This is a genomic window from Sphingosinicella microcystinivorans, from assembly GCF_003634215.1.
GTDB classification, from domain to species: Bacteria; Pseudomonadota; Alphaproteobacteria; order Sphingomonadales; family Sphingomonadaceae; genus Sphingosinicella; species Sphingosinicella microcystinivorans.
This window is the reverse complement of record NZ_RBWX01000007.1, coordinates 1,343,252-1,362,325: the sequence shown is the minus strand read 5'-3', so window position 1 is coordinate 1,362,325 and position 19,074 is coordinate 1,343,252. Positions and strand designations below refer to the sequence as shown.

Here is a 19,074-nt window from a genome sequence, read left to right as displayed (position 1 = left end):
GATAGGCCGAGGCGGAAAGCCAGCAAGATTCCCCTACCGGCGCGGGGCCGGCTTCGGCTAGACCCGTGTAATGTATCGAGCGCTGATCGGCACCAGTATCACGGCTATTGCGCTCTTCCTGTCGTCGCCGGCAGCGGCGCAGCAGACCGTACCCCCGGCGGCGGGCGAAACGCCCTCCCCCGACACCTCGGACGCTGACGAGCAGAGAACCAGCCCGCGCGTCCCGCTCCCTGAGCTTCCCGAGATCGAGGAGGAATGGAAAGACCTCTTCGCTGAGGAGGCCGCCGACGCCGACGTCGCGCTCGAGACGCAGGAAGCACCCGTCGATATCCGTTATGATTTCGATCTTGGACCGATCGGCCGCCTGAAGGTCGCCGACGCCTTCAAGTCGCTTTCGGCGCTTTACGCCGGGCGCGGCAAGACCGTGCCGTCGCTTGCCGAGCTGCAAAGGCGCGCGCGCACGGATACGGAGCTGCTCATGCGCCTGCTCCGCGCGGAAGGCTATTACGACCCGGAAATCGTCATAGATGTCGATCCCACCGCGCGGGATGGTCGCGTTCAGGTCACCACCACAGTCGACACCGGTCCGCGCTACGCTCTTGGCGACATCCAGATCAACGTGGACGACGAGGCGGAACGCGCGCTTGTCGAGCAGAAGCTCGATCTCAAGGAAAAGCAGCCGCTCGTCGCCAACGACGTGAACGCTGCGCTGGACCGGCTTCGCCTCGGCCTCGGCGAAAGCGGCTTCCCGTTCGCGGACGTTGAAACCCCGGACATCATCGTCGATCACGATACGCGCACGGCGACCTATGCCCTGAACGTGAAGCTTGGCGACAATTCCCGCTTCGGGGAGATTCGGGTCGACGGCGATCCCCTGTTCAGCGCCAAGCACATCGGTCGCCTCGCCCGTTTCAAGCCGGGCGACCCTTATGATACGAGCGAGATCGAGGATTTGCGCCGCGCGCTCATCGCAACGGGCCTCGTCAGCACGGTCAGCATAACGCCGGAGCGCGGAGAGCCGCAGGCGGACGGCACAACGCCCGTCAATCTCGCCGTCGTGCTCACCCCTGCCCCGCAGCGCACGCTCGCCGGACAGATCGGCTACAGCACGACCGACGGTTTCCGGGTTGAAGCAAGCTGGCAACATCGGAATCTCATTCGCCCGCAAGGACAGGTTACGTTCCGCGGCGTGCTCGGCACGCAGGAGCAGCGACTTTCCGCGGATCTTCGCCGGTCGAACTGGAAACAGCGAGACCGCACGCTCGCCGCGCGCGTGGAAGCCAGCGTCGAAGACCGTGACGCTTATTACGCCCGCACGCTCGGCATCGGCGCGTTCATCGAGCGTGAAACCAACCTGATCTGGCAGAAGGCGTGGACATACAGGTTCGGCGGTGAACTGCTCGCGTCCGAAGAACGCGACCGCAGCTTGCGGATCGCACCCGGCTTCGCGCCGCTTCGCACCTTCTTCATCGTCGCTGCGCCGGTACAGATCGGTTATGATGGGACCGACGACCTGCTCGATCCCAAACGCGGGTTCCGGCTCGGGGGATGGGCAAGTCCGGAGGCGTCGTTCCAGAACGGCTTCTTCGGCTACACGCGCGCGCAGGTGGATGGCTCGGCGTATCTGCCGATGATGGAGGACAAGCTCGTCTTCGCGGGCCGCGCGCGGTTCGGGACGATCTTCGGCGCCACGCGCTCGCGCATTGCGCCATCGCGCCGTTTCTACGCGGGCGGCGGCGGATCGGTGCGCGGCTATGGCTATCAGGACGTCGGTCCGCAGGATGCCGACGGCGATCCGCTCGGCGGCCGCAGCCTCATGGAGTTCAGCCTCGAAGCGCGCTACCGCTTCGGCAACTTCGGCGTCGTACCGTTCATCGACGCGGGTCAGATCGACACGCGCCCCTACCCCCGCTTCCGCGACCTGCAGTTCGGCGCCGGCATCGGCGCGCGCTACTACACGAACTTCGGGCCCGTCCGCATCGACGTCGCGACCCCGCTCAACCGGCAGAAGGGCGATTCGCGCGTCGCCGTCTATGTTTCCATCGGGCAGGCCTTCTGATGGAGGGGCGCGACGGCATCATCGAAGAGATCGAGGACGAGGTGCTGAGCCGCCCGTTCTGGACCTATGCGATGCGTGGGTTCCTCTGGCTTCTCGCCATCGTCGTCGGCCTCGCGCTGCTGATCGCCGCCGCGCTTACCGTGCTCGATACGGATCGCGGCCGCGTCTGGCTTGTCGCGCGTGTCATGGGCCTTACGCCCGAGTCCGGCCTGCGCATCGGCATCGACCGGATCGACGGCTCGCTCTACGGCGCTGCCGTTGTCCACGGTCTCACCTTGTCGGACCCCGCAGGCCCTTTCCTCGAAGCGCCCCGCGTCGAGCTTGATTGGCGGCCGCAGGCCGTGTTCAGCCGCCGGCTCCATATCGTGAAGCTCGTCGTGCCGGAGGCGCGGCTGCTCAAGGTGCCGAAGCTGATCCCGAGCAAGGAGGAGAAGCCGCTCCTTCCGGACTACGACATCTATGTCGGGGGCTTCGAAATCGGCAACCTGACGCTCGAACCCCCTGTGCTCGGTAAGCGCCACCAGCTTTCGGCAGAGGGCGGCGCCGACATCGCGAGCGGCCGTCTGCTCGCCGCGCTGCGTGCCAACTCGCGCACCGGCGGCGACGCGCTCGTCGCCCGGGTCGATGCCCGGCCCGACGACAAGGTGTTCGACATCGAAGGCAAGCTGCTCGCTCCGGCAGGCGGCGTTGTCGGCGGCATCCTCGGCCTCGATCAGCCGCTCGTCGCCACGATCGAAGGCGAAGGCAGCTGGCAAAAGTGGCGCGGCACGGCCGTCGGCACGCTCGGCGACGCCCCGCTCATGGACCTCGCGCTCAGCGCCGATGAGGGCCGCTTCGCGCTCAAGGGCACCGCCTCTCCCGGCCTCGCCATCGGCGGGATCGTCCGCAAGTTCGGCTCTCCGTCGATCGAGGTGGATGCCGCCGCGATAATTGCCGAGCGCGTCATCGATGGCCGCGCCTCGATCGTCTCGCCGTCGGTGGGGCTAGAGCTCGACGGCGCGGTAGACCTCGCGGAATCCCGCTTCCGAACGGTCTCCGTCGGCGCGTCTGTGCGCCAGCCGAAGGCCCTGATATCGACGATGACGGCGGACGACATGCGCCTTGCCATGACGCTCGACGGCCCCTTCGCGCGCCCGCTCATCGATTATCGCCTGTCCGCCAACTGGCTCGCCATCGGCACGACGCGGCTCGACCGTGTCGAGGTCACGGGCAAGGGCGAGCTTCCGAAGGAAAAGCTTGCCGTTCCGATCGAGGCGCGTGCGCTTCGCATTACCGGGCTCGGCGAGCTTATCGAGGATCTGGCCACCAATCCGCGCATCACCGGCGTCATCGCGCTCGATGGCCCCTATATCACCGGCAAGGGCCTCAAGGTGTCGAGCGACCGTGTCACTGCCGTCGCCGACCTCAACATCGAAACGCGCACGGGCCGCTACAGCGTGATCGCGGACGGCGCGGTGCCGCGCTACGTCATCCCCGGTCTCGGCATGGCCGACATCAAGGCAAAGCTGCTGTTCGAACCCGATGCGCGTGCCGGCAACCGACTGCGGATCAGCGGCAAGGCCGATGCCGCAATGAAGCGGCTCGACAACGGCCTGCTCAGCTTCCTCTTCCAGGGCAACCCGCGTGCCGTCGCCAACATCGTTCGCACGCCTGACGGGCTCGTCACTTTCACGAATGCCGTGCTCACCTCGCCCGACATGCGCGTCACCGGCCGCGGCACCTATGCGATGGATCAGCGCATCCGCTTCACCGGCAATGCCGTTTCAGAGCGCTACGGACCGATGGACGTGGAACTCGGCGGCCTCGTGACGCGCCCCGAAGCACGGATTCGTGTCAAGAGCTACGCGGCAGGCATCGAGCTTCGCGATATCCGCGCCACCTTCACGCCGCAGGGTGAGAATTACGCCTTCACGGCGCTTGCCGATACGATCGCAGGGCCCGCGCGGGCGCACGGCCGTATCCTGACCGGCACGCCGCAGACCGTTTACGACATCGAGGCTGCGGAGATCGCCGGGCTCACGGCCACGGGACCGCTCCGCGCGGTTGAAGGCGCCCCGGCGGTTTCAGGTGTGCTCGATGTGCGCGGGGCTGGTATCTCCGGGAAAATCCGCCTGTCGCCCGAAGGCGGCGTGCAGCGCATTGACGCCAATCTCGGCGCCCGCGCCGCGCGGCTCGATTTCGGCGGCGGCACCACCATCCGGCGCGGCTGGGTGGATGGCAACATCGTCCTCCGGGAGGCCGGTGCCGAAATCTCGGGCCGCTTCGACATCGAAGGCCTGAAGCAGTCGGCGCTGCTCTTGAAAACGCTGAAGGGCACGCTCGAAATGCAGGCGGGCGAAGGCACCGCCGCGCTCATCGCGACCGGCGAACGCGGCGCGCCCTTCACGTTCGATCTTGCCGCGAGCTTCGATCCCGAAAGCATTATCGTCACCAGCCAAGGCACGATCGCGCGCCAGAAGTTCGCGCTCGCCGCCCCCGCGCGCCTCGATCGCACGGAAGACGGCTGGCACCTCGCGTCCGTGGTGCTCAACCTGCCTTCGGGCACGGCCAAGATCAGCGGCACATTCGGCGAAACGGTCAGTCTCACCACCGATCTCAACGCCGCCGGTCTCGGCCTGCTTCAGCTCGCGTTGCCGGGCATGAATTTCACAGGCACCGCGAGCGGCCGCATCGACATGATCTTCCCCTCTGGCGCGCTGCCGCGCGGCACGGCGAAGCTGCGCGTCACCGATTTCACGCGCGCGACCGAGGCCTTCTCGAAGCCCGTCGATCTCGCCGTCGTCGCGCAGCTCGAAGCTAACAAGGCGGTGATGCGCGCCGCCTTCCTCGATAACGGCCAGCGCCTTGGCATCCTGCAGGGACGCCTGCTCTCGATCCCCGGCAGTATCGACGATCCTTGGCTCGACCGCCTGATGAAGGCGCCGATCTCGGGCCAGCTCCGCTGGCGCGGCCCTGCTGAAATGCTCTGGCCTTTGACCGGCGTCGGCGCACTCAGCGTACGCGGCAACATCGCGGTGGCGCTTGAGATCAACGGCGAGCTTGGCGATCCCTCGCTCACCGGCATCGTCCGGTCGCGGGCATCACGTATCGAAAGCGCGATCACCGGCACGGTCGTGGACAATATCCGCCTCGCCGGCCGTTTCACGGGCTCACGCCTGGAACTCACCGAGTTTTCGGGCACTGCGGGTACGGGCTCTATTTCCGGCAGCGGCGGCATCGACCTTTCGTTCGCCCGCGGCTTCCCCATCGAGATTGCGATGGTGATGAAATCGGCGCTCATCCTCAATCGCGACGACCTCCGGGCGACGGCGAGCGGTCCCTTGAGGATCAGCAACAGCCCGGAAGGCGCCATCATCTCGGGCAACGTGAATATCGATCGTGCCCGATTCAATATCGGGCAGACCGCACAGGTCGAAGTTCCCACGCTCCGTGTGCGCGAGAAGAATACGGAACTCCTGCGCGCAGACCCGTTGGTCGCGGAGGGCACGGCAGAGCCCACCGTCTGGCAGCTCGATGTGAAGGCGCGCGGCAATAACGAGATCATGGTCCGCGGCATGGGCCTCGATTCGGAATGGTCGGCGAATCTCGACATCAAGGGCTCGGCAACCGCGCCGCGCATCGGCGGCGTCGCCGAACTCGTGCGCGGTGACTACGAGTTCGCAGGCAAGACCTTCCGCCTCACGCGCGGCGAGCTGCGCTTCACCGGCACCTATCCGCCCGATCCCGTGGTGGACATCGCGGCAGAGGCGCGCGTCGAAGGCCTCACCGCCACCATCACCATCCGCGGTACCGGCCAGCGCCCGGAGATCGCGTTCTCGTCGATCCCTGCACTGCCGCAGGACGAAGTGCTCTCGCGCGTGCTCTTCGGTACCTCGATCTCGAATCTCTCGGCGCCTGAAGCGCTGCAGCTGGCGGGGGCGGTCGCTTCGCTTCAGGGCGGCGGAGGCGGCATCAACCCGATCAACGCCGTGCGCCGCGCGGTCGGGCTCGATCGTCTGCGCATCATGGAAGCGAACCAGCTCACCGGCCAGAAGACCGCCGTTGCAGCAGGCGAATACATCACGGATCGTGTCTACGTGGAGGTCGCTACAGACGCACAGGGCTACACGGCGACGCAGCTGGAGATCGAGCTGACGCGCGCGCTTTCGATCCTGTCGTCGGTCGCGACGCTCGGCGGCACCAGCGTCAACCTGCGCTGGTCGAAGGACTATTGAGCGGAAGAACGCTTGAAAAAGCGAGAAAACTGGGGCGACCGACGGGGATCGAACCCGCAACCTCCGGTACCACAAACCGGCGCTCTAACCGATTGAGCTACGGTCGCCACACGCGATGAGGATGCGCACATACGGTCGCCCCGGCCTGCCGTCAAGCGAGGCACATGCACCTGCTGAATTTTTAGGCAAGATGCCCGGAAGTCGTGCAGCATTCGACCAAACCGCTGCCCGGAAAATGCACTTCCCTGCGCTTTGCGGCACTGCGGCATCTGGCACGGATCATGCGTTACGCGAAGGCAATACCCCATCCGGGGCAGATCGAACTTCGTTCAAGGGGTAAAGCCAGGTGAAAAAAATCGAGGCGATCATCAAGCCCTTCAAGCTTGATGAGGTGAAGGAAGCGCTGCACGAAGTCGGCGTATCGGGCATCACCGTTGTCGAGGCCAAGGGCTTCGGCCGCCAGAAGGGACACACGGAGCTTTACCGGGGCGCCGAATATATCGTGGACTTCCTTCCAAAGGTGAAGCTCGAGGTCGTCGTCGACGACGCGATTGTCGAGCGCACCGTCGAAGCCATCGCGGGCGCCGCCAAGACGGGACGCATCGGCGACGGCAAGATCTTCGTGTCGTCGATCGAATCGGCCTACCGCATCCGCACCGGCGAACGCGACAGCGAAGCTATCTGAACCATCAACGGACAACAAACTCCACACCAGCAGGGTTAAAAGAGGAAAGGCGAGTAATGGCGAACAAACCAGCCGACGTTCTGAAGATGATCAAGGACAAGGAGATCGAGTGGCTCGATGTCCGCTTCACCGACATCCGGGGCAAATGGCACCACATGGCGATGTGCGCCGGCGTGGTGGACGAGGACATGCTGACCGACGGCATCATGTTCGACGGCTCCTCGATCGACGGCTGGAAGGCCATCAACGAGTCCGACATGATCCTGAAGCCGGACCTTGATGCGGTCTATGTGGATCCGTTCTCGGCGACACCGATGCTGATCGTGTTCTGCGACGTCGTCGATCCGGCGACGGGCGAGCTCTACGGGTCCGATCCGCGCTCGGTCGCCAAGCGCGCCGAAGCGTTCCTCGGCAACACGGGCGTCGGCGACACCGCCTACGTTGGCCCCGAAGCAGAGTTCTTCGTCTTCGACGATGTGCGCTTCGAGAACGGCTACAACGGCTCGGGCTACAAGATCGACGACATCGAGCTGCCGACCAACACCGGCCGCGAGTACGACGAAGGCAACATGGGTCACCGTCCGCGCGCCAAGGGCGGCTACTTCCCCGTCGCGCCGGTTGATCCGTGCCACGACCTTCGTTCGGAAATGGTCTCCGTGATGCTCGAAATGGGCCTGCCTATGGACAAGCACCATCACGAAGTTGCTGCAGCGCAGCACGAGCTCGGCCTCACCTTCGGCACGCTCGTCCAGACCGCCGACCGGATGCAGATCTACAAGTACGTCGTGCACAACGTCGCGCACGCCTATGGCAAAACGGCAACATTCATGCCCAAGCCGATCAAGGACGACAACGGCTCGGGAATGCACACGCACATCTCGATCTGGAAGAAAGGCAAGCCGCTCTTTTCGGGCGACGGCTACGCCGGTCTTTCGGAAACCGCGCTGTTCTTCATCGGCGGCGTCATCAAGCACGCCAAGGCGCTGAACGCGTTCACGAACCCCTCGACGAACAGCTACAAGCGTCTCGTTCCGGGCTTCGAAGCGCCGGTGCTGCTGGCCTATTCCAGCCGCAACCGTTCGGCCTCCTGCCGTATTCCCTACGGCACGGGCCCGAAGAGCCGCCGCGTCGAGTTCCGCTTCCCGGATGCCACGGCGAACCCCTACCTCTGCTACGCCGCGATCCTGATGGCCGGCCTCGACGGCATCGAGAACCGCATCCACCCGGGCCAGCCGATGGACAAGAACCTCTACGACCTTCCGCCGAAGGAACTGAAGAAGGTGCCGACCGTCTGCGGCTCGCTGCGTGAGGCGCTCGTCAACCTCGACAAGAACCGCAAGGTCTTCACGCGCGGCGGTGTCTTCACCGACGAGATGATCGACAGCTTCATCGACCTGAAGATGCACGAAGTGCAGCGCTGGGAAATGGCGCCGTCGCCTGTCGAATTCGACATGTACTATTCGGCCTGATCGGGGGATTTGGGCCGTTCAGGGGCTCGCGCGAAAGCGCGGGCCCCTTTTCATTTGAGCTGCACTTCCCAAAATGTGCAAAGCTACATTTGTAAGATAATGAAAACCGCAACGAGGATCTTCGGCGGGGAACGGTAATGACGCAAACTGTCGCTGGCTGCCGTCAACACAAGGAAATCTGCTCAGATAAGCTAGAGATCTTCTTTGCTGATCGTGCTGAGAACGGGGGCTTGATCGTCAAATCGAATACCGGCGCGTCCTGCAACCGCAGCGGACAACGCCACCGCTCGCAGCGCTCCGTCCGGCTGCTTCCGTGCCAAGGCATCTGCTTCGGTCAAGGCTCCGGTTGCCGCCAGGAGCCTAATCACTTCAAATCTCCGCGCAGTATTGCCCGATACTTCCCCAAAATTCCGTGGCGGCCGCTTCGGCTCATCCACCTTTATAACGTATATACCTCTGTCGCTCGGACCCATCGGGTCACCAGGATCGAAAGGCGGTAAAGCCGCCGCTGCCTCCAACGCTCGCTCCCTCGCCGCAGTTCGGTCGTTCCTGCGGAAATTCTCACGTCCGACTTCAAGAAGTGCCTTGATCAGAAGGAACGGGTCGGATTTTTCCTGACGCGCACGCTCGATAGCAGACTCAAAACGGCCCGCTGAAAGAAGATGCTCAACGTAGAGTTGGGCGTCCAAGCCTTTTGGACAAATGCGATGGAAAAGAGGCGAGCCTGAAATTTCGTCCAGAAACTTTCCAAGTCCTTCCACAGGAGCCGAAGAATGGCCCAGACGCGATAGGTCGAGTTGTAAGAACCAATCAAAGCAACTTTGGCCGAACTTTGGCGGTGTATCGGAAAGCTGATCAAATACGGCGACCGCATTGCTCACGTCGCCCACAGTGATCAGCAGGCGGATAAAATCCGCCTTGGGAGCGAAGGTGTCGACTGCGCGTGCTGAAGCGAGCGCCTTGTCCTTGAAACCCAACCGATACAGGATCGCCGGTTCGGCAAGCCTTTTTGCCAATTCCCTCCGAACACGCTGCGGCAGTTGCTTTTCATCGTGATCAAATTCGCTCTTTACGAAGCGTAACGCGTCCACGTTGTGGTAATTGCTCAGGAACATAAGAAGCGTGGCTTTTACCTCCCCCGCTGGCAAACCTTCAGCCGCTGAACGGTACTGCTCGATCGACGGGTAGCCTTCCCAGTGAAAGTCGCGCGTGACCAGGCATGTTTCGGCCCAGGCCTCACGTTCCCGTGGTGTCGTTGCCACACCGCCATCCGCCTGTCGCCACAGCCCGGCATCACAGGGATCAGCCCTAGGAAACGCCTCTCGATAAGGAATACGGCGATGCGAACCAATTTTCGAGCCGGGAGGAATTTCTTCCACACCCCCATCTGTCATCGCTCGCGCAGCGCGCCCGCCAGCCTCCGGCTGTCCGAACCACCGCAAGTTCCGTGAAACAGTACGAAGCACTGTATCACGCTTGTAGCCTGGTGGCAGAGACAACGCGGCGTCGATCGCTTCGTTCGCCAAAGTGTCGATTACAACTTCAGGATCAGATGCCCTTGAGGCGGTAACGGCCATAACAGGGCTACCAATCAAAATGGCAGCACCTATCATCAGGTATCGCACAAAAGGGCGGGACGCGTCGTTCACTTCAGAAAACTGAACTAACAGCCATTTAAGCGCAAGCTAGTCAGCATAAAGAAAAACCCCGGAAGTCCTGCGACTTCCGGGGCTTTCCCCGTGACGATTATTTTATCGGATCAGAACGCTGCGGTCAGCGAAACGATGATCGCCGCGTCCGTGATCTTGTTGATCGACGGGTCGCCGCCCTTCACGTCCGTATCGACGTAGGAGACGCCAAGCGTCAGCTTGTCGTAGGACACCGACGCGCCCAGCGACCAGTCGAGATAGTCGCCGTCGGTCGAGAACCCGCGGTCGATCGAGAGCGAGCCGTCGGTGTAGCCGAGGTGCGCGTTGAGCGAGACCGGGGTATTCGGAATGGCGGCACTCCAGTCCGTGTAGAGATAGAAGCTGTCGTCGCTGCTGAGCGAGTCCTGCTTGGGTGCATAGGCCACGCCCACGCTCGCGCCGACCGGGCCGAGTTCCTTGCTCAGCGAGGCCGTGATTTCCACCACGTCCGTACCGCTGGTGCCCGGATAGAGATACCAGATGGCGCCGATGTCGTAACCGAAGCCGCCCGCTTCGCCGGCATAGCCCGCGTAGACGTCGATTTCAGTGTTGGAGCCACCGTAAGAGCCATAACCGGCGAGGCTCGAACCCCAGGTGCCGACATAGAAGCCGCTTGAATGCGCAGCGTCGATGCCGCCCTGGAATGCCACGTCCTCATCCGAAAGCGAAATGCCGCGCCAACGGTATTGCGAGAAAATGCCCGCGTTGCCGGAGATTTCCCAATCGCTGGTCGCTTCCGCGTCTTGAGCGAAGGCCGGAGCCGCCACTGCGAGGCTGCCGACAAGCGTTGCAGCCGCAAGCACGGTCGTCGAGATCGCGCGGCTACGAATTCCCTTTTTCATCATTCCTCCACCTTCATTTCAGCTTTGATCGCTGCTCGCCCTGGGAGGGGTCGTTCCGAAGCTCATGCTTCGAGGGGAAGTGTTGACCACGCTTTGGCAACGCACAAGCGGTTTTGCCCTCGGGGTCACAAAGTTGCAACGTAGCTGATGCTTTCGCGCAACAGTCTGATTCCAGACAGAAAGAAGGGCCGGCGTCACCGCCGACCCTCTAGTCAAATCCTTGGGGAGGATTGCCATATAGGCATGATCATATTGCGCCGCAGCACGATATGTTGCAACGCAAAAATACGCCTTGCGCGAAAAAAAGCGATGGTGTTGGCGTTTAAGGCGTTTTTCACGCCTGCCGCCTAAGAAGCATGGGATGATGGACGCAGACGCAGGCGGTTGGACAGTGAGCGAGTCTTATCGGAACGTCGCCGCGCTTCCGCCAGACATGACCGAAACAATCGCCTTGCGCATCGCGGACATTGCGGCCGAGGCGATCACCGGCATAGATCCGCACACCGGCCTTGCCAGCGACTTTCTCAATCAATTCAATGAAGTGCTCATGCTCATCGATGTCTCCGGTCACGATGCCGCGCTCCGCCGCGAGCTCGATGCCTGGTTCCCGCGCGATTATGTCGAACACTTCGAGGCAAGCCATCTGCGCGACTCGGCACTCGTGATCGAAGCCTATGCGCTCTCGCCCGCCTCCGTACGTCGGCGCTTCGATCGTCTGAGCGGCGACCTGTCGGCGTTCATCCTGAACGGTCTTGCCGGTCTGCGCCCGCTTGAAGGCGAAGCTGCGCGTCAGGCACGCGAGGCGCTGGCGGCGCAGGTTCGCAAGCGCCTCGAATCGCTCTCCGCGATCATCCATCCGGCCGAGCGCCGGATCGACAACGACACGATTTCAGCACTTTTCAAGCAGGCGCGCTAAACCCTTCACCACCGCCCGGCCGCCCCCTATAAGGCCGCTATGAGTGATCTTTTCACGGGCGCCGCCAACCCGACCGACTACACCGCAGACCAGATCGAAGTTCTCGAAGGGCTGGAGCCCGTGCGCCGTCGCCCCGGCATGTACATCGGCGGCACGGACGAGCGCGCGCTGCATCATCTCGCCGCCGAGGTCCTCGACAACAGCATGGACGAAGCGGTCGCCGGCCACGCGAACCGCATCGAGGTCTCACTCGCGTCGGACGGCACGCTGACGGTCTCCGACAACGGTCGCGGCATCCCCATCGACGCGCACCCCAAATATCCCGGCAAATCCGCGCTCGAGGTCATCTTCACGATGCTGCACTCGGGCGGCAAGTTCTCGAGCAAGGCCTACGCCACCTCGGGCGGCCTTCATGGCGTCGGCATCTCGGTGGTGAACGCGCTTTCCGACGAACTCGTTGTCGAGGTCGCGCGCAATCGCGAGCTTTACCGCCAGCGCTATTCGCGCGGCCATACCACTTCGAAGCTCGAAAAGGTCGGCGCAGCCCCGAACCGGCGCGGCACCACCATCGCGTTTCATCCCGATCCCGAAATCTTCGGGGACAAGGCGACGTTCCGCCCTTCCCGCCTCTATCGTCTCGCGCGCTCGAAAGCCTATCTCTTCCGCGGCGTCGAGATCCGCTGGTCCTGCGATCCGGAGCTTATCAGCGACGATACGCCCGCGACCGCAGTGTTCCAGTTTCCCGGCGGCCTTGCCGATCACCTCGCCGAACAGCTCGGAACACGCGAGTGCGCGACGAACGAATTTTTCGCGGGACGCGCCGAATTTCCGGATTCGCAGGGCTCTGCGGAATGGGCGGTCGCGTGGCCGCTCTACGGCGAAGGCTCGGCGAGCTACTACTGCAATACCATCCCGACGCCTGCGGGCGGCACGCACGAAGCCGGCCTGCGCACGGCGCTCGTGAAGGGTATCCGTGGGTTCGCAGGTCTGATCGGCCAGAAGAAGGGCGAAGGCCTTACCGCCGAGGATGTGCTTTCGGGCGGAGAAATCATGCTCTCCGTCTTCATCCGCGAGCCGCAGTTCCAGAGCCAGACGAAGGACAGGCTGACGAGTCCCGAAGCCGCGAAGTTCGTGGAAGCGGCGATCAAGGACCATTTCGATCATTTCCTCTCGGACAACATGGAGCGCGGCCGCGCGCTCCTCGGCTTCGCGCTCGAACGCATGGACGAGCGGCTGAAGCGCCGCGCCGAGAAGGAAATCAAGCGCAAGACCGCAACGAGCGGACGCCGCCTGCGCCTCCCCGGCAAGCTCACCGATTGTTCGGCGGACGCCCCCGAAGGCACCGAGATCTTCATCGTCGAGGGCGACTCGGCGGGCGGATCGGCGAAGCAGGCGCGCGACCGCAAGACTCAGGCGATCCTGCCCATTCGCGGCAAAATCCTGAACGTCGCTTCGGCGAACCGGGACAAGATCGGCGCGAATCAGGAAATCGCCGATCTCATCCAGGCGCTCGGTTGCGGCACGCGCGATCGCTTCGATCCCGATGCGCTCCGCTACGACCGCGTCGTCATCATGACCGACGCCGATGTCGACGGCGCGCACATCGCGACGCTGCTGATGACCTTCTTCTTCCAGGAGATGGCGGGCCTCGTGAAGAACGGCCACCTCTACCTCGCGCAGCCGCCGCTCTATCGTCTCTCGCAAGGCGGCAAGGTCGCCTACGCGCGCGACGATGCCCATAAAGACGAATTGCTCGCGGGCGACTTCTCGGGGCGCGGCAAGGTGGAGATCGGGCGCTTCAAGGGTCTCGGCGAAATGTCGCCCATACAGCTTCGCGAAACCACGATGGACCCGGAAAAGCGCACGCTGATCCGCGTGACACTGCCGGACACCTATGAGGAGCGCGCGCCCGTCGTCGATCTCGTCGACCGTCTGATGGGCCGCAACCCGGAACACCGCTTCAATTTCATTCAGGAACGCGCCGCCGGCGTTTCGGAAGACGCGATCGACGTTTAATCGCCGAGAGCTGCCACCAGGTCGCGCACCTTCTTCTGCCGCCACTGCGCGCTTGGGGCGATCAGCCAATAGGCTTCGTCTGAAACCTTCGGCTCCATGACAACGGCGAGCCGCCCGGCTGCGATATCCGCCTCGGCGAGCACAAGCGGCACGCGCGCGATGCCGTAGCCCGCGACGGCACTATCGATGGCAAGCCCGGCGTCGGCGACACCAAGGCTCGCGCTGCGATCCGTCATGTGGACGCCGTGCGCCTCGAACCATCCGCGCCAGTCCGCCAATGGATGCTCGATCAGCGGCTGCGCTGCAACTTCCGAAACGATCTTCGCGTTCGCGGCGATCTCAGGCGTCGCCACCAGCGCGATCGTCCCCGGCGCGATCAGCTTGCCGCTCAGTTCCTCCTCGGCCGGCATCGCGCCAAAGAACACAGCGGCGTCGAGATTGGCCGCGTTGAAGTCCACCGGCCCGTCCGATGGCAGGATGGTCACCTGCCGCGCAGGTGTCGATGCCTTGATGAGCCCCAGCCGGGGCGCCAGCCACTTGCCGATGAAGTCGCGCGGCGCGGCAATCGTCAGGCGCTCCTCGCCCTGCCCCGCCTGCATGATCGCCACGGCCTCTTCCAGCTTCGCGAAACCCTCGCGCAGCGCAGGCAGGCTGCGCACCGCCTCGTCGGTGAGTTCGAGGTTCCGCGTCATGCGCCGGAACAGAACGGTGCCGAGCACGTCTTCCAGCGTGCGGATCTGCTGACCGACGGCGGCGGGCGTCACCGCAAGCTCATCCGCCGCCTTGGTGAACGACAGATGGCGCGCCGCCGCATCGAACACACGCAGCGCATTGAGTGGGAGCAGGGTCCGCTTCATGGCCGCGACGATTACAGGGCGCACGCCGGGCGATCAAACGCGAAAAATCACGGTTAACCCGAATTTTACCATAAGCACGCTAAACGGGGCCTGTGCCTCGCGGCACACCTTACCTCCCCTAGCTGGATGTCCAGCCGACTGATTTGTGAAAGGCCGCCCGGCCGTATCCGGCGGCCTTTTTCTTTGTGCGGCAGGCCCAGTCAGCTTTTCCCGGGAATATTGAAGCGGATGCTCTGCGTGGCGCCGGAGCAGCCGATCTGTTCACCTTCGCGGTAGATCGGCTTGAAGCGCCAGCGGCCAATGATCCGCTGCATCGTCTCTTCGAACACGAATGGCGGATAGGCGAACACGACACGCGGCGATTTCGTCTTCCCGTCGACGCCGATGTCATAGTTCGAAACCATGTAGCCCTCGAACCCCCAGTTCAACGCTTCGTGCGGGTAGTCGTTCGAACTGGCGCCGGTGCTTGCCGGAATCGGGCTTGCATCTACAAGAGCGCATTGATCGGGCCTCAGCCCCGTTGCCGCAAGATAGCCCGATGCGCGTTCCTGCGCTTTTCGTTCAAAGGCGATCGACGCGAGCCGCAGCGCCGCGAACTGGGCAAGCGTATCGGTCTTCGCATTGCCGCGTTCGAACACCGCCGTGTAAAGCGGTATCGCCCGTTCGCTGCGCTTGCGCTTTTCCAGTTCCAAGCCTTGTTCAAGACGGAACCAGTCGGCGACGTCGGCGGGCCAGCCGGCGTCGGGCTGCATCTGAAGCGCGTCGCCGCGGCGCTGCATCAGGCTACGCGCCACGCATACGCCCAGAATGGCCCGCGCTCGCGGGGAAATCCCGTTCGCTTCCAGGATTTGCCGGGCGCGATCGATATAAACGCCGTCCTCGTCCTCCTCCGCAAGCGTGGCAAGAACCGGGACGAGGCTCATCGATTCCGGCCCATCGGCCGCCTCGCGCCGTGCAAGTTCGGCGCGGAGCGCATCGGTCCCCATCCGGCTATCGATATCCTGCAAGGGTTTCTTTGCGTTCACTTCCTTTATGAGCTCGCGCACAAAGCCGGAACCGACCCAGCGCCGATCGGTGTTGAAGGTGCAACGGACCGCGACCCGGATGGAAAACCGCCAGAACGGCTCCGTCTTCGCCATTTCCTCGGCTGACCAAAGCCACGCCCGCGCCGCCTTCACGAACTCCGCCTCGATCTTGCCCGGCTTCGTCGAATAAATAGGAGCCGCATTTATGACGCGGCCGTCGTCGCCAAGCGCAATATCGAGCACGACAAGATCATCGGGACCGAGATCGAAAGCCGGAGAGCAATCCGGCAGCTTCAACGCGTCTCCGTCGGGGAATTGCGCCCCCTTGTCGCCCATACGCCCTGCGCCCGTCATCGCGATGTAGTAAAACGCCTTGTCCTCATCGCCAGTAAGATGACTCGCCAGTGCAAGATCGGACCGGATCGCGACGTCGGCGAGGGACACCCGCGTGCCAATGCCGCCCGCGCTTTTGGCCGCCTTCTTGAACCAGTCGAGCGCCGCCGCGTAGTCTTTCGCGTTCAGTTCAATGCGCCCGCGCAAGGACTGGAACTCGCCGAGCAGTTCACCGCTGCGCTTTTTGTCTTCCGTTGGTTTGAAATCAGCAATCATCGCATCGACAAGGCGTCGCGCGAGGGGCGGATCGGTGAAAATGGCAGCCCGCGCGAGTGGAATCGATAGCGCTGTCTTGCGGGCTGGATCGGTGTTCAGCCGCAGCGCCGCCTGATAATTCTCTGCCGCCCGGTGCATTTCGCCGAGCTTTTCATATGCGCTGCCAAGAAGGCGGTGGGTTTCCCCAAGAAAGGGCTGCCCCGGAGCCTTCGTATAAATGGACACGGCGGGCGTCAGCGCCGCTATCGCACGCTCCGGTCGCCCGAGCGCGATATCCGTCTCGGCAATGCGTCGCCGCAGATCGGCCTCCACCGTACTCCCACGCTGCGATTTTGCGAGGCGTCCCTGCACCTCCGCGAACAGTGTAGCCGCCTTGTCGTATTCCCCGGCTGCGAACGCCTTTTCAGCGGCGTCATATTGCTCCTGCAGCTTCTGTGCCTGCGCCGCTGCAGACGTAAGACAAATCCCGATAATTGCAGCAAAGATGTGCCTGCGCATAAATGCTCCCTGAACTTGCCCTTGCCCAGTGAATTGACTATCGCGCGCCCATGATAACTTCGCAACCGGCCATCGTTCTTCTTTCAGGAGGCCTCGATTCCGTTACGTGCGCGGCGATCGCCCGCGAGAGCGGCTATGCCGTGCATGCGCTCACCGTCGACTATAATCAGCGCCACCGTGTGGAGCTGGAGGCGGCGCGCCGGGCTGCGGCGATGTATGCGGTGCGCCACATCGTGCTTCCGCTCGATCTCCGGGCGTTCGGCGGGTCGGCGCTTACGGACGAGATCGCCGTGCCGAAGGGCGATGGCGCGGTCGACAGCGGCGTCATCCCGCCCACCTATGTTCCGGCGCGCAACACCGTGTTCCTGTCCGTGGCGCTGGCGTGGGCAGAGGCGATCGACGCGCGCGACATCTTCATCGGCGTCAATGCGCTTGATTATTCGGGCTACCCGGATTGCCGCCCCGCGTTCATCGCGGCGTTCGAGGCGCTGGCCGCGACCGCGACCAAGGCGGGCAGCGAGGGCGAGCGTTTCAAGGTGCACACGCCGCTCATCGATCTCGACAAGGCCGGGATCGCGCGCGAAGCAACACGCCTCGGCGTCGACATCGCGGGGACGTGGACGTGTTACGATCCGGCAACCGCTGCGGATGGCACGCCGCTCCACTGCGGCCGCTGCGACGCCTGCCGCCTCCGCCACAAGGGTTTCGAGGAGGCGGGCCTCCCTGACCCCACCACCTACGCTGCGCCGTGACCTACACCGTCAAAGAGCTTTTCCTCACCCTGCAGGGTGAAGGCGCGCAGACCGGGCGCCGCGCCGTGTTCCTGCGCTTTTCCGGCTGCAATCTCTGGTCGGGCCTTGAACGCGACCGCGCCGGGGCGGTCTGCACCTTCTGCGACACCGATTTCATCGGCACCGACGGCCCCGGCGGCGGGAAGTTCGCGGATGCCGAAGCGCTCGCCGATGCCGTCGCGGCGGCCTGGGGCATGGGCGCCGAGCATCGCCTCGTCGTCTGCACCGGCGGCGAACCGCTGCTGCAGCTCGACCCCGCGCTGATCGACGCGCTCCATGCGCGCGAATTCTCGATCGCCATCGAAACCAACGGCACGCTCCCCGCGCCTGCCGGGATCGACTGGATCTGCGTCAGCCCCAAGGCGGACGCCGAACTGGTGCAAACATCGGGCGATGAGCTGAAGCTCGTCTACCCACAGCCGAACAACAGCCCGGAGATGTTCGAGCAGCTCGATTTCCGCAACTTCTTCCTGCAACCGATGGATGGCCCCGCGCAGGCCGAGAACATCGCTGCTGCGACGGACTATTGCCTCACCCATCCGAAGTGGCGCCTGTCGCTCCAGACCCACAAGCTGATCGGGATTCCCTGACACCGAGGGGTTCCAAAATAGGGTTTCGCATGAAAGACTCGGCGCGAACCGCGACACGCGTTCGCCCGTGGAACCCGCTCATGCAAAAAACAAAGGCAGGCCGGTTTGAAAAAAGCGATCCCACAGGCGCGCCCGCGCTCACACGCACCCCCACGCGCGATCGTGCGCGGGCATGTCTCAACTTCATCAACTTCGGGGGATATCCGGGCACGAAAAGGCCGGGATTCCGGACGTATCGGCCCATAAAGCCTATTGGGCAAGACTCCCGTCCCGCCGGAGGATCTTGCTTATCCCCGCCCCCGATACGGCGCGACGCCCTGATCGGGCACCCACACGTCGGCAGGCGGCGCGCCGGACTGCCAGAACACGTCGATGGGAATGCCGCCGCGCGGATACCAATAGCCGCCGATACGCAGCCAATGCGGCGCCATCTCGCGAAACAGCCGCTCGCCGATGCCGACGGTGCAATCCTCGTGGAACGCCGCATGATTGCGGAAACTCCCAAGGAACAGCTTCAGCGACTTCGATTCCACGATGCGCGCGGCGGGTACGTAGTCGATCACGAGATGCGCGAAATCGGGCTGGCCGGTCACCGGGCACAAAGATGTGAACTCAGGCGCGGCAAAGCGCACCAGATAGCGGCTTTCGGGCCGCGGATTGGGCACATAATCGAGCTTCGCGGCCTCGGGAGAGGCCGGAAGCGCGCTTACCTTGCCGAGATGCGTCGTTTCCATGGGTTTCGCGTTAGAGCGCCCATACGCCATTGGCAATATCGGGGCGTCCGACTATTCAGGAAGCCGGTTGAGACACAGTTC

General features: G+C 63.7%; 13 protein-coding genes and 1 tRNA gene. 8 read left to right on the top strand and 6 right to left on the bottom strand.

The window, feature by feature from the left end:
* Positions 1-70 precede the first annotated feature (70 nt).
* Together DFR51_RS06525 and DFR51_RS06520 are read left to right on the top strand one after the other, a co-directional pair.
* Complete coding sequence (locus DFR51_RS06525) at positions 71-2,059, top strand: autotransporter assembly complex protein TamA (RefSeq protein ID WP_121048182.1); 1,989 nt, start codon at positions 71-73, stop codon at positions 2,057-2,059.
* Complete coding sequence (locus tag DFR51_RS06520; RefSeq protein ID WP_121048180.1) at positions 2,059-6,273, top strand: translocation/assembly module TamB domain-containing protein; 4,215 nt, start codon at positions 2,059-2,061, stop codon at positions 6,271-6,273. Before DFR51_RS06525 ends, DFR51_RS06520 begins: the two co-directional genes overlap by 1 nt.
* A gap of 30 nt (positions 6,274-6,303) precedes the next feature.
* Here DFR51_RS06520 and DFR51_RS06515 read toward each other — a convergent pair.
* Positions 6,304-6,380: transfer RNA gene (locus DFR51_RS06515), tRNA-His, on the bottom strand.
* Positions 6,381-6,619: 239 nt separating this feature from the next.
* Here DFR51_RS06515 and DFR51_RS06510 point away from each other — a divergent pair.
* Complete coding sequence (locus DFR51_RS06510) at positions 6,620-6,958, top strand: P-II family nitrogen regulator (RefSeq protein WP_121048178.1); 339 nt, start codon at positions 6,620-6,622, stop codon at positions 6,956-6,958.
* A gap of 56 nt (positions 6,959-7,014) precedes the next feature.
* Positions 7,015-8,427: a type I glutamate--ammonia ligase gene (glnA, locus tag DFR51_RS06505; protein ID WP_121048176.1), complete on the top strand. Its 1,413-nt coding sequence runs from the start codon at positions 7,015-7,017 to the stop codon at positions 8,425-8,427.
* Positions 8,428-8,618: 191 nt separating this feature from the next.
* Here the strand turns inward: glnA and DFR51_RS18740 are convergent, their stop codons facing one another.
* Complete coding sequence (locus tag DFR51_RS18740; protein ID WP_126494741.1) at positions 8,619-10,076, bottom strand: hypothetical protein; 1,458 nt, start codon at positions 10,074-10,076, stop codon at positions 8,619-8,621.
* Between the two features lie 110 nt (positions 10,077-10,186).
* A complete protein-coding gene (locus tag DFR51_RS06495) occupies positions 10,187-10,957 on the bottom strand; it encodes a TorF family putative porin (protein ID WP_121049881.1) in 771 nt (256 codons plus the stop codon).
* Positions 10,958-11,390: 433 nt separating this feature from the next.
* Here DFR51_RS06495 and DFR51_RS06490 point away from each other — a divergent pair, with 433 nt between their 5' ends.
* On the top strand, positions 11,391-11,873 hold the full coding sequence (locus tag DFR51_RS06490; RefSeq protein ID WP_126494739.1) for a hypothetical protein: 483 nt from the start codon (positions 11,391-11,393) through the stop codon (positions 11,871-11,873).
* Between the two features lie 39 nt (positions 11,874-11,912).
* Positions 11,913-13,889 carry a DNA topoisomerase IV subunit B gene (gene parE, locus DFR51_RS06485; protein WP_121048170.1) on the top strand — a complete coding sequence of 659 codons (1,977 nt, stop codon included), beginning with the start codon at positions 11,913-11,915 and terminating at the stop codon, positions 13,887-13,889.
* On the opposite strand, the gene DFR51_RS06480 is transcribed toward parE, so the two are convergent.
* Positions 13,886-14,746: a LysR family transcriptional regulator gene (locus tag DFR51_RS06480; RefSeq protein ID WP_121048168.1), complete on the bottom strand. Its 861-nt coding sequence runs from the start codon at positions 14,744-14,746 to the stop codon at positions 13,886-13,888. The two genes, parE and DFR51_RS06480, sit on opposite strands and share 4 nt — an antisense overlap.
* 200 nt (positions 14,747-14,946) lie before the next feature.
* Positions 14,947-16,878 carry an energy transducer TonB gene (locus DFR51_RS06475; RefSeq protein ID WP_121048166.1) on the bottom strand — a complete coding sequence of 644 codons (1,932 nt, stop codon included), beginning with the start codon at positions 16,876-16,878 and terminating at the stop codon, positions 14,947-14,949.
* 50 nt (positions 16,879-16,928) lie between these two features.
* Here DFR51_RS06475 and queC point away from each other — a divergent pair, with 50 nt between their 5' ends.
* Positions 16,929-17,630, top strand: a complete 702-nt coding sequence (gene queC, locus DFR51_RS06470; RefSeq protein ID WP_121048164.1) for a 7-cyano-7-deazaguanine synthase QueC — start codon at positions 16,929-16,931, stop codon at positions 17,628-17,630.
* On the top strand, positions 17,627-18,259 hold the full coding sequence (gene queE, locus DFR51_RS06465; RefSeq protein ID WP_121048162.1) for a 7-carboxy-7-deazaguanine synthase: 633 nt from the start codon (positions 17,627-17,629) through the stop codon (positions 18,257-18,259). The genes queC and queE overlap by 4 nt, the downstream gene beginning before the upstream one ends.
* A 287-nt stretch (positions 18,260-18,546) precedes the next feature.
* Here queE and queF read toward each other — a convergent pair whose 3' ends face one another.
* On the bottom strand, positions 18,547-18,993 hold the full coding sequence (gene queF, locus DFR51_RS06460; RefSeq protein WP_121048160.1) for a preQ(1) synthase: 447 nt from the start codon (positions 18,991-18,993) through the stop codon (positions 18,547-18,549).
* Positions 18,994-19,074: the final 81 nt, after the last annotated feature.

Coding starts and splice junctions, on each gene's coding strand:
- DFR51_RS06525 (WP_121048182.1), top strand. CDS start 71: ATGTATCGAGCGCTGATCGGCACCAGTATCACGGCTATTGCGCTCTTC.
- DFR51_RS06520 (WP_121048180.1), top strand. CDS start 2,059: ATGGAGGGGCGCGACGGCATCATCGAAGAGATCGAGGACGAGGTGCTG.
- glnA (WP_121048176.1), top strand. CDS start 7,015: ATGGCGAACAAACCAGCCGACGTTCTGAAGATGATCAAGGACAAGGAG.
- DFR51_RS06495 (WP_121049881.1), bottom strand. CDS start 10,957: ATGAAAAAGGGAATTCGTAGCCGCGCGATCTCGACGACCGTGCTTGCG.
- DFR51_RS06490 (WP_126494739.1), top strand. CDS start 11,391: ATGACCGAAACAATCGCCTTGCGCATCGCGGACATTGCGGCCGAGGCG.
- parE (WP_121048170.1), top strand. CDS start 11,913: ATGAGTGATCTTTTCACGGGCGCCGCCAACCCGACCGACTACACCGCA.
- DFR51_RS06480 (WP_121048168.1), bottom strand. CDS start 14,746: ATGAAGCGGACCCTGCTCCCACTCAATGCGCTGCGTGTGTTCGATGCG.
- DFR51_RS06475 (WP_121048166.1), bottom strand. CDS start 16,878: ATGCGCAGGCACATCTTTGCTGCAATTATCGGGATTTGTCTTACGTCT.
- queC (WP_121048164.1), top strand. CDS start 16,929: ATGATAACTTCGCAACCGGCCATCGTTCTTCTTTCAGGAGGCCTCGAT.
- queF (WP_121048160.1), bottom strand. CDS start 18,993: ATGGAAACGACGCATCTCGGCAAGGTAAGCGCGCTTCCGGCCTCTCCC.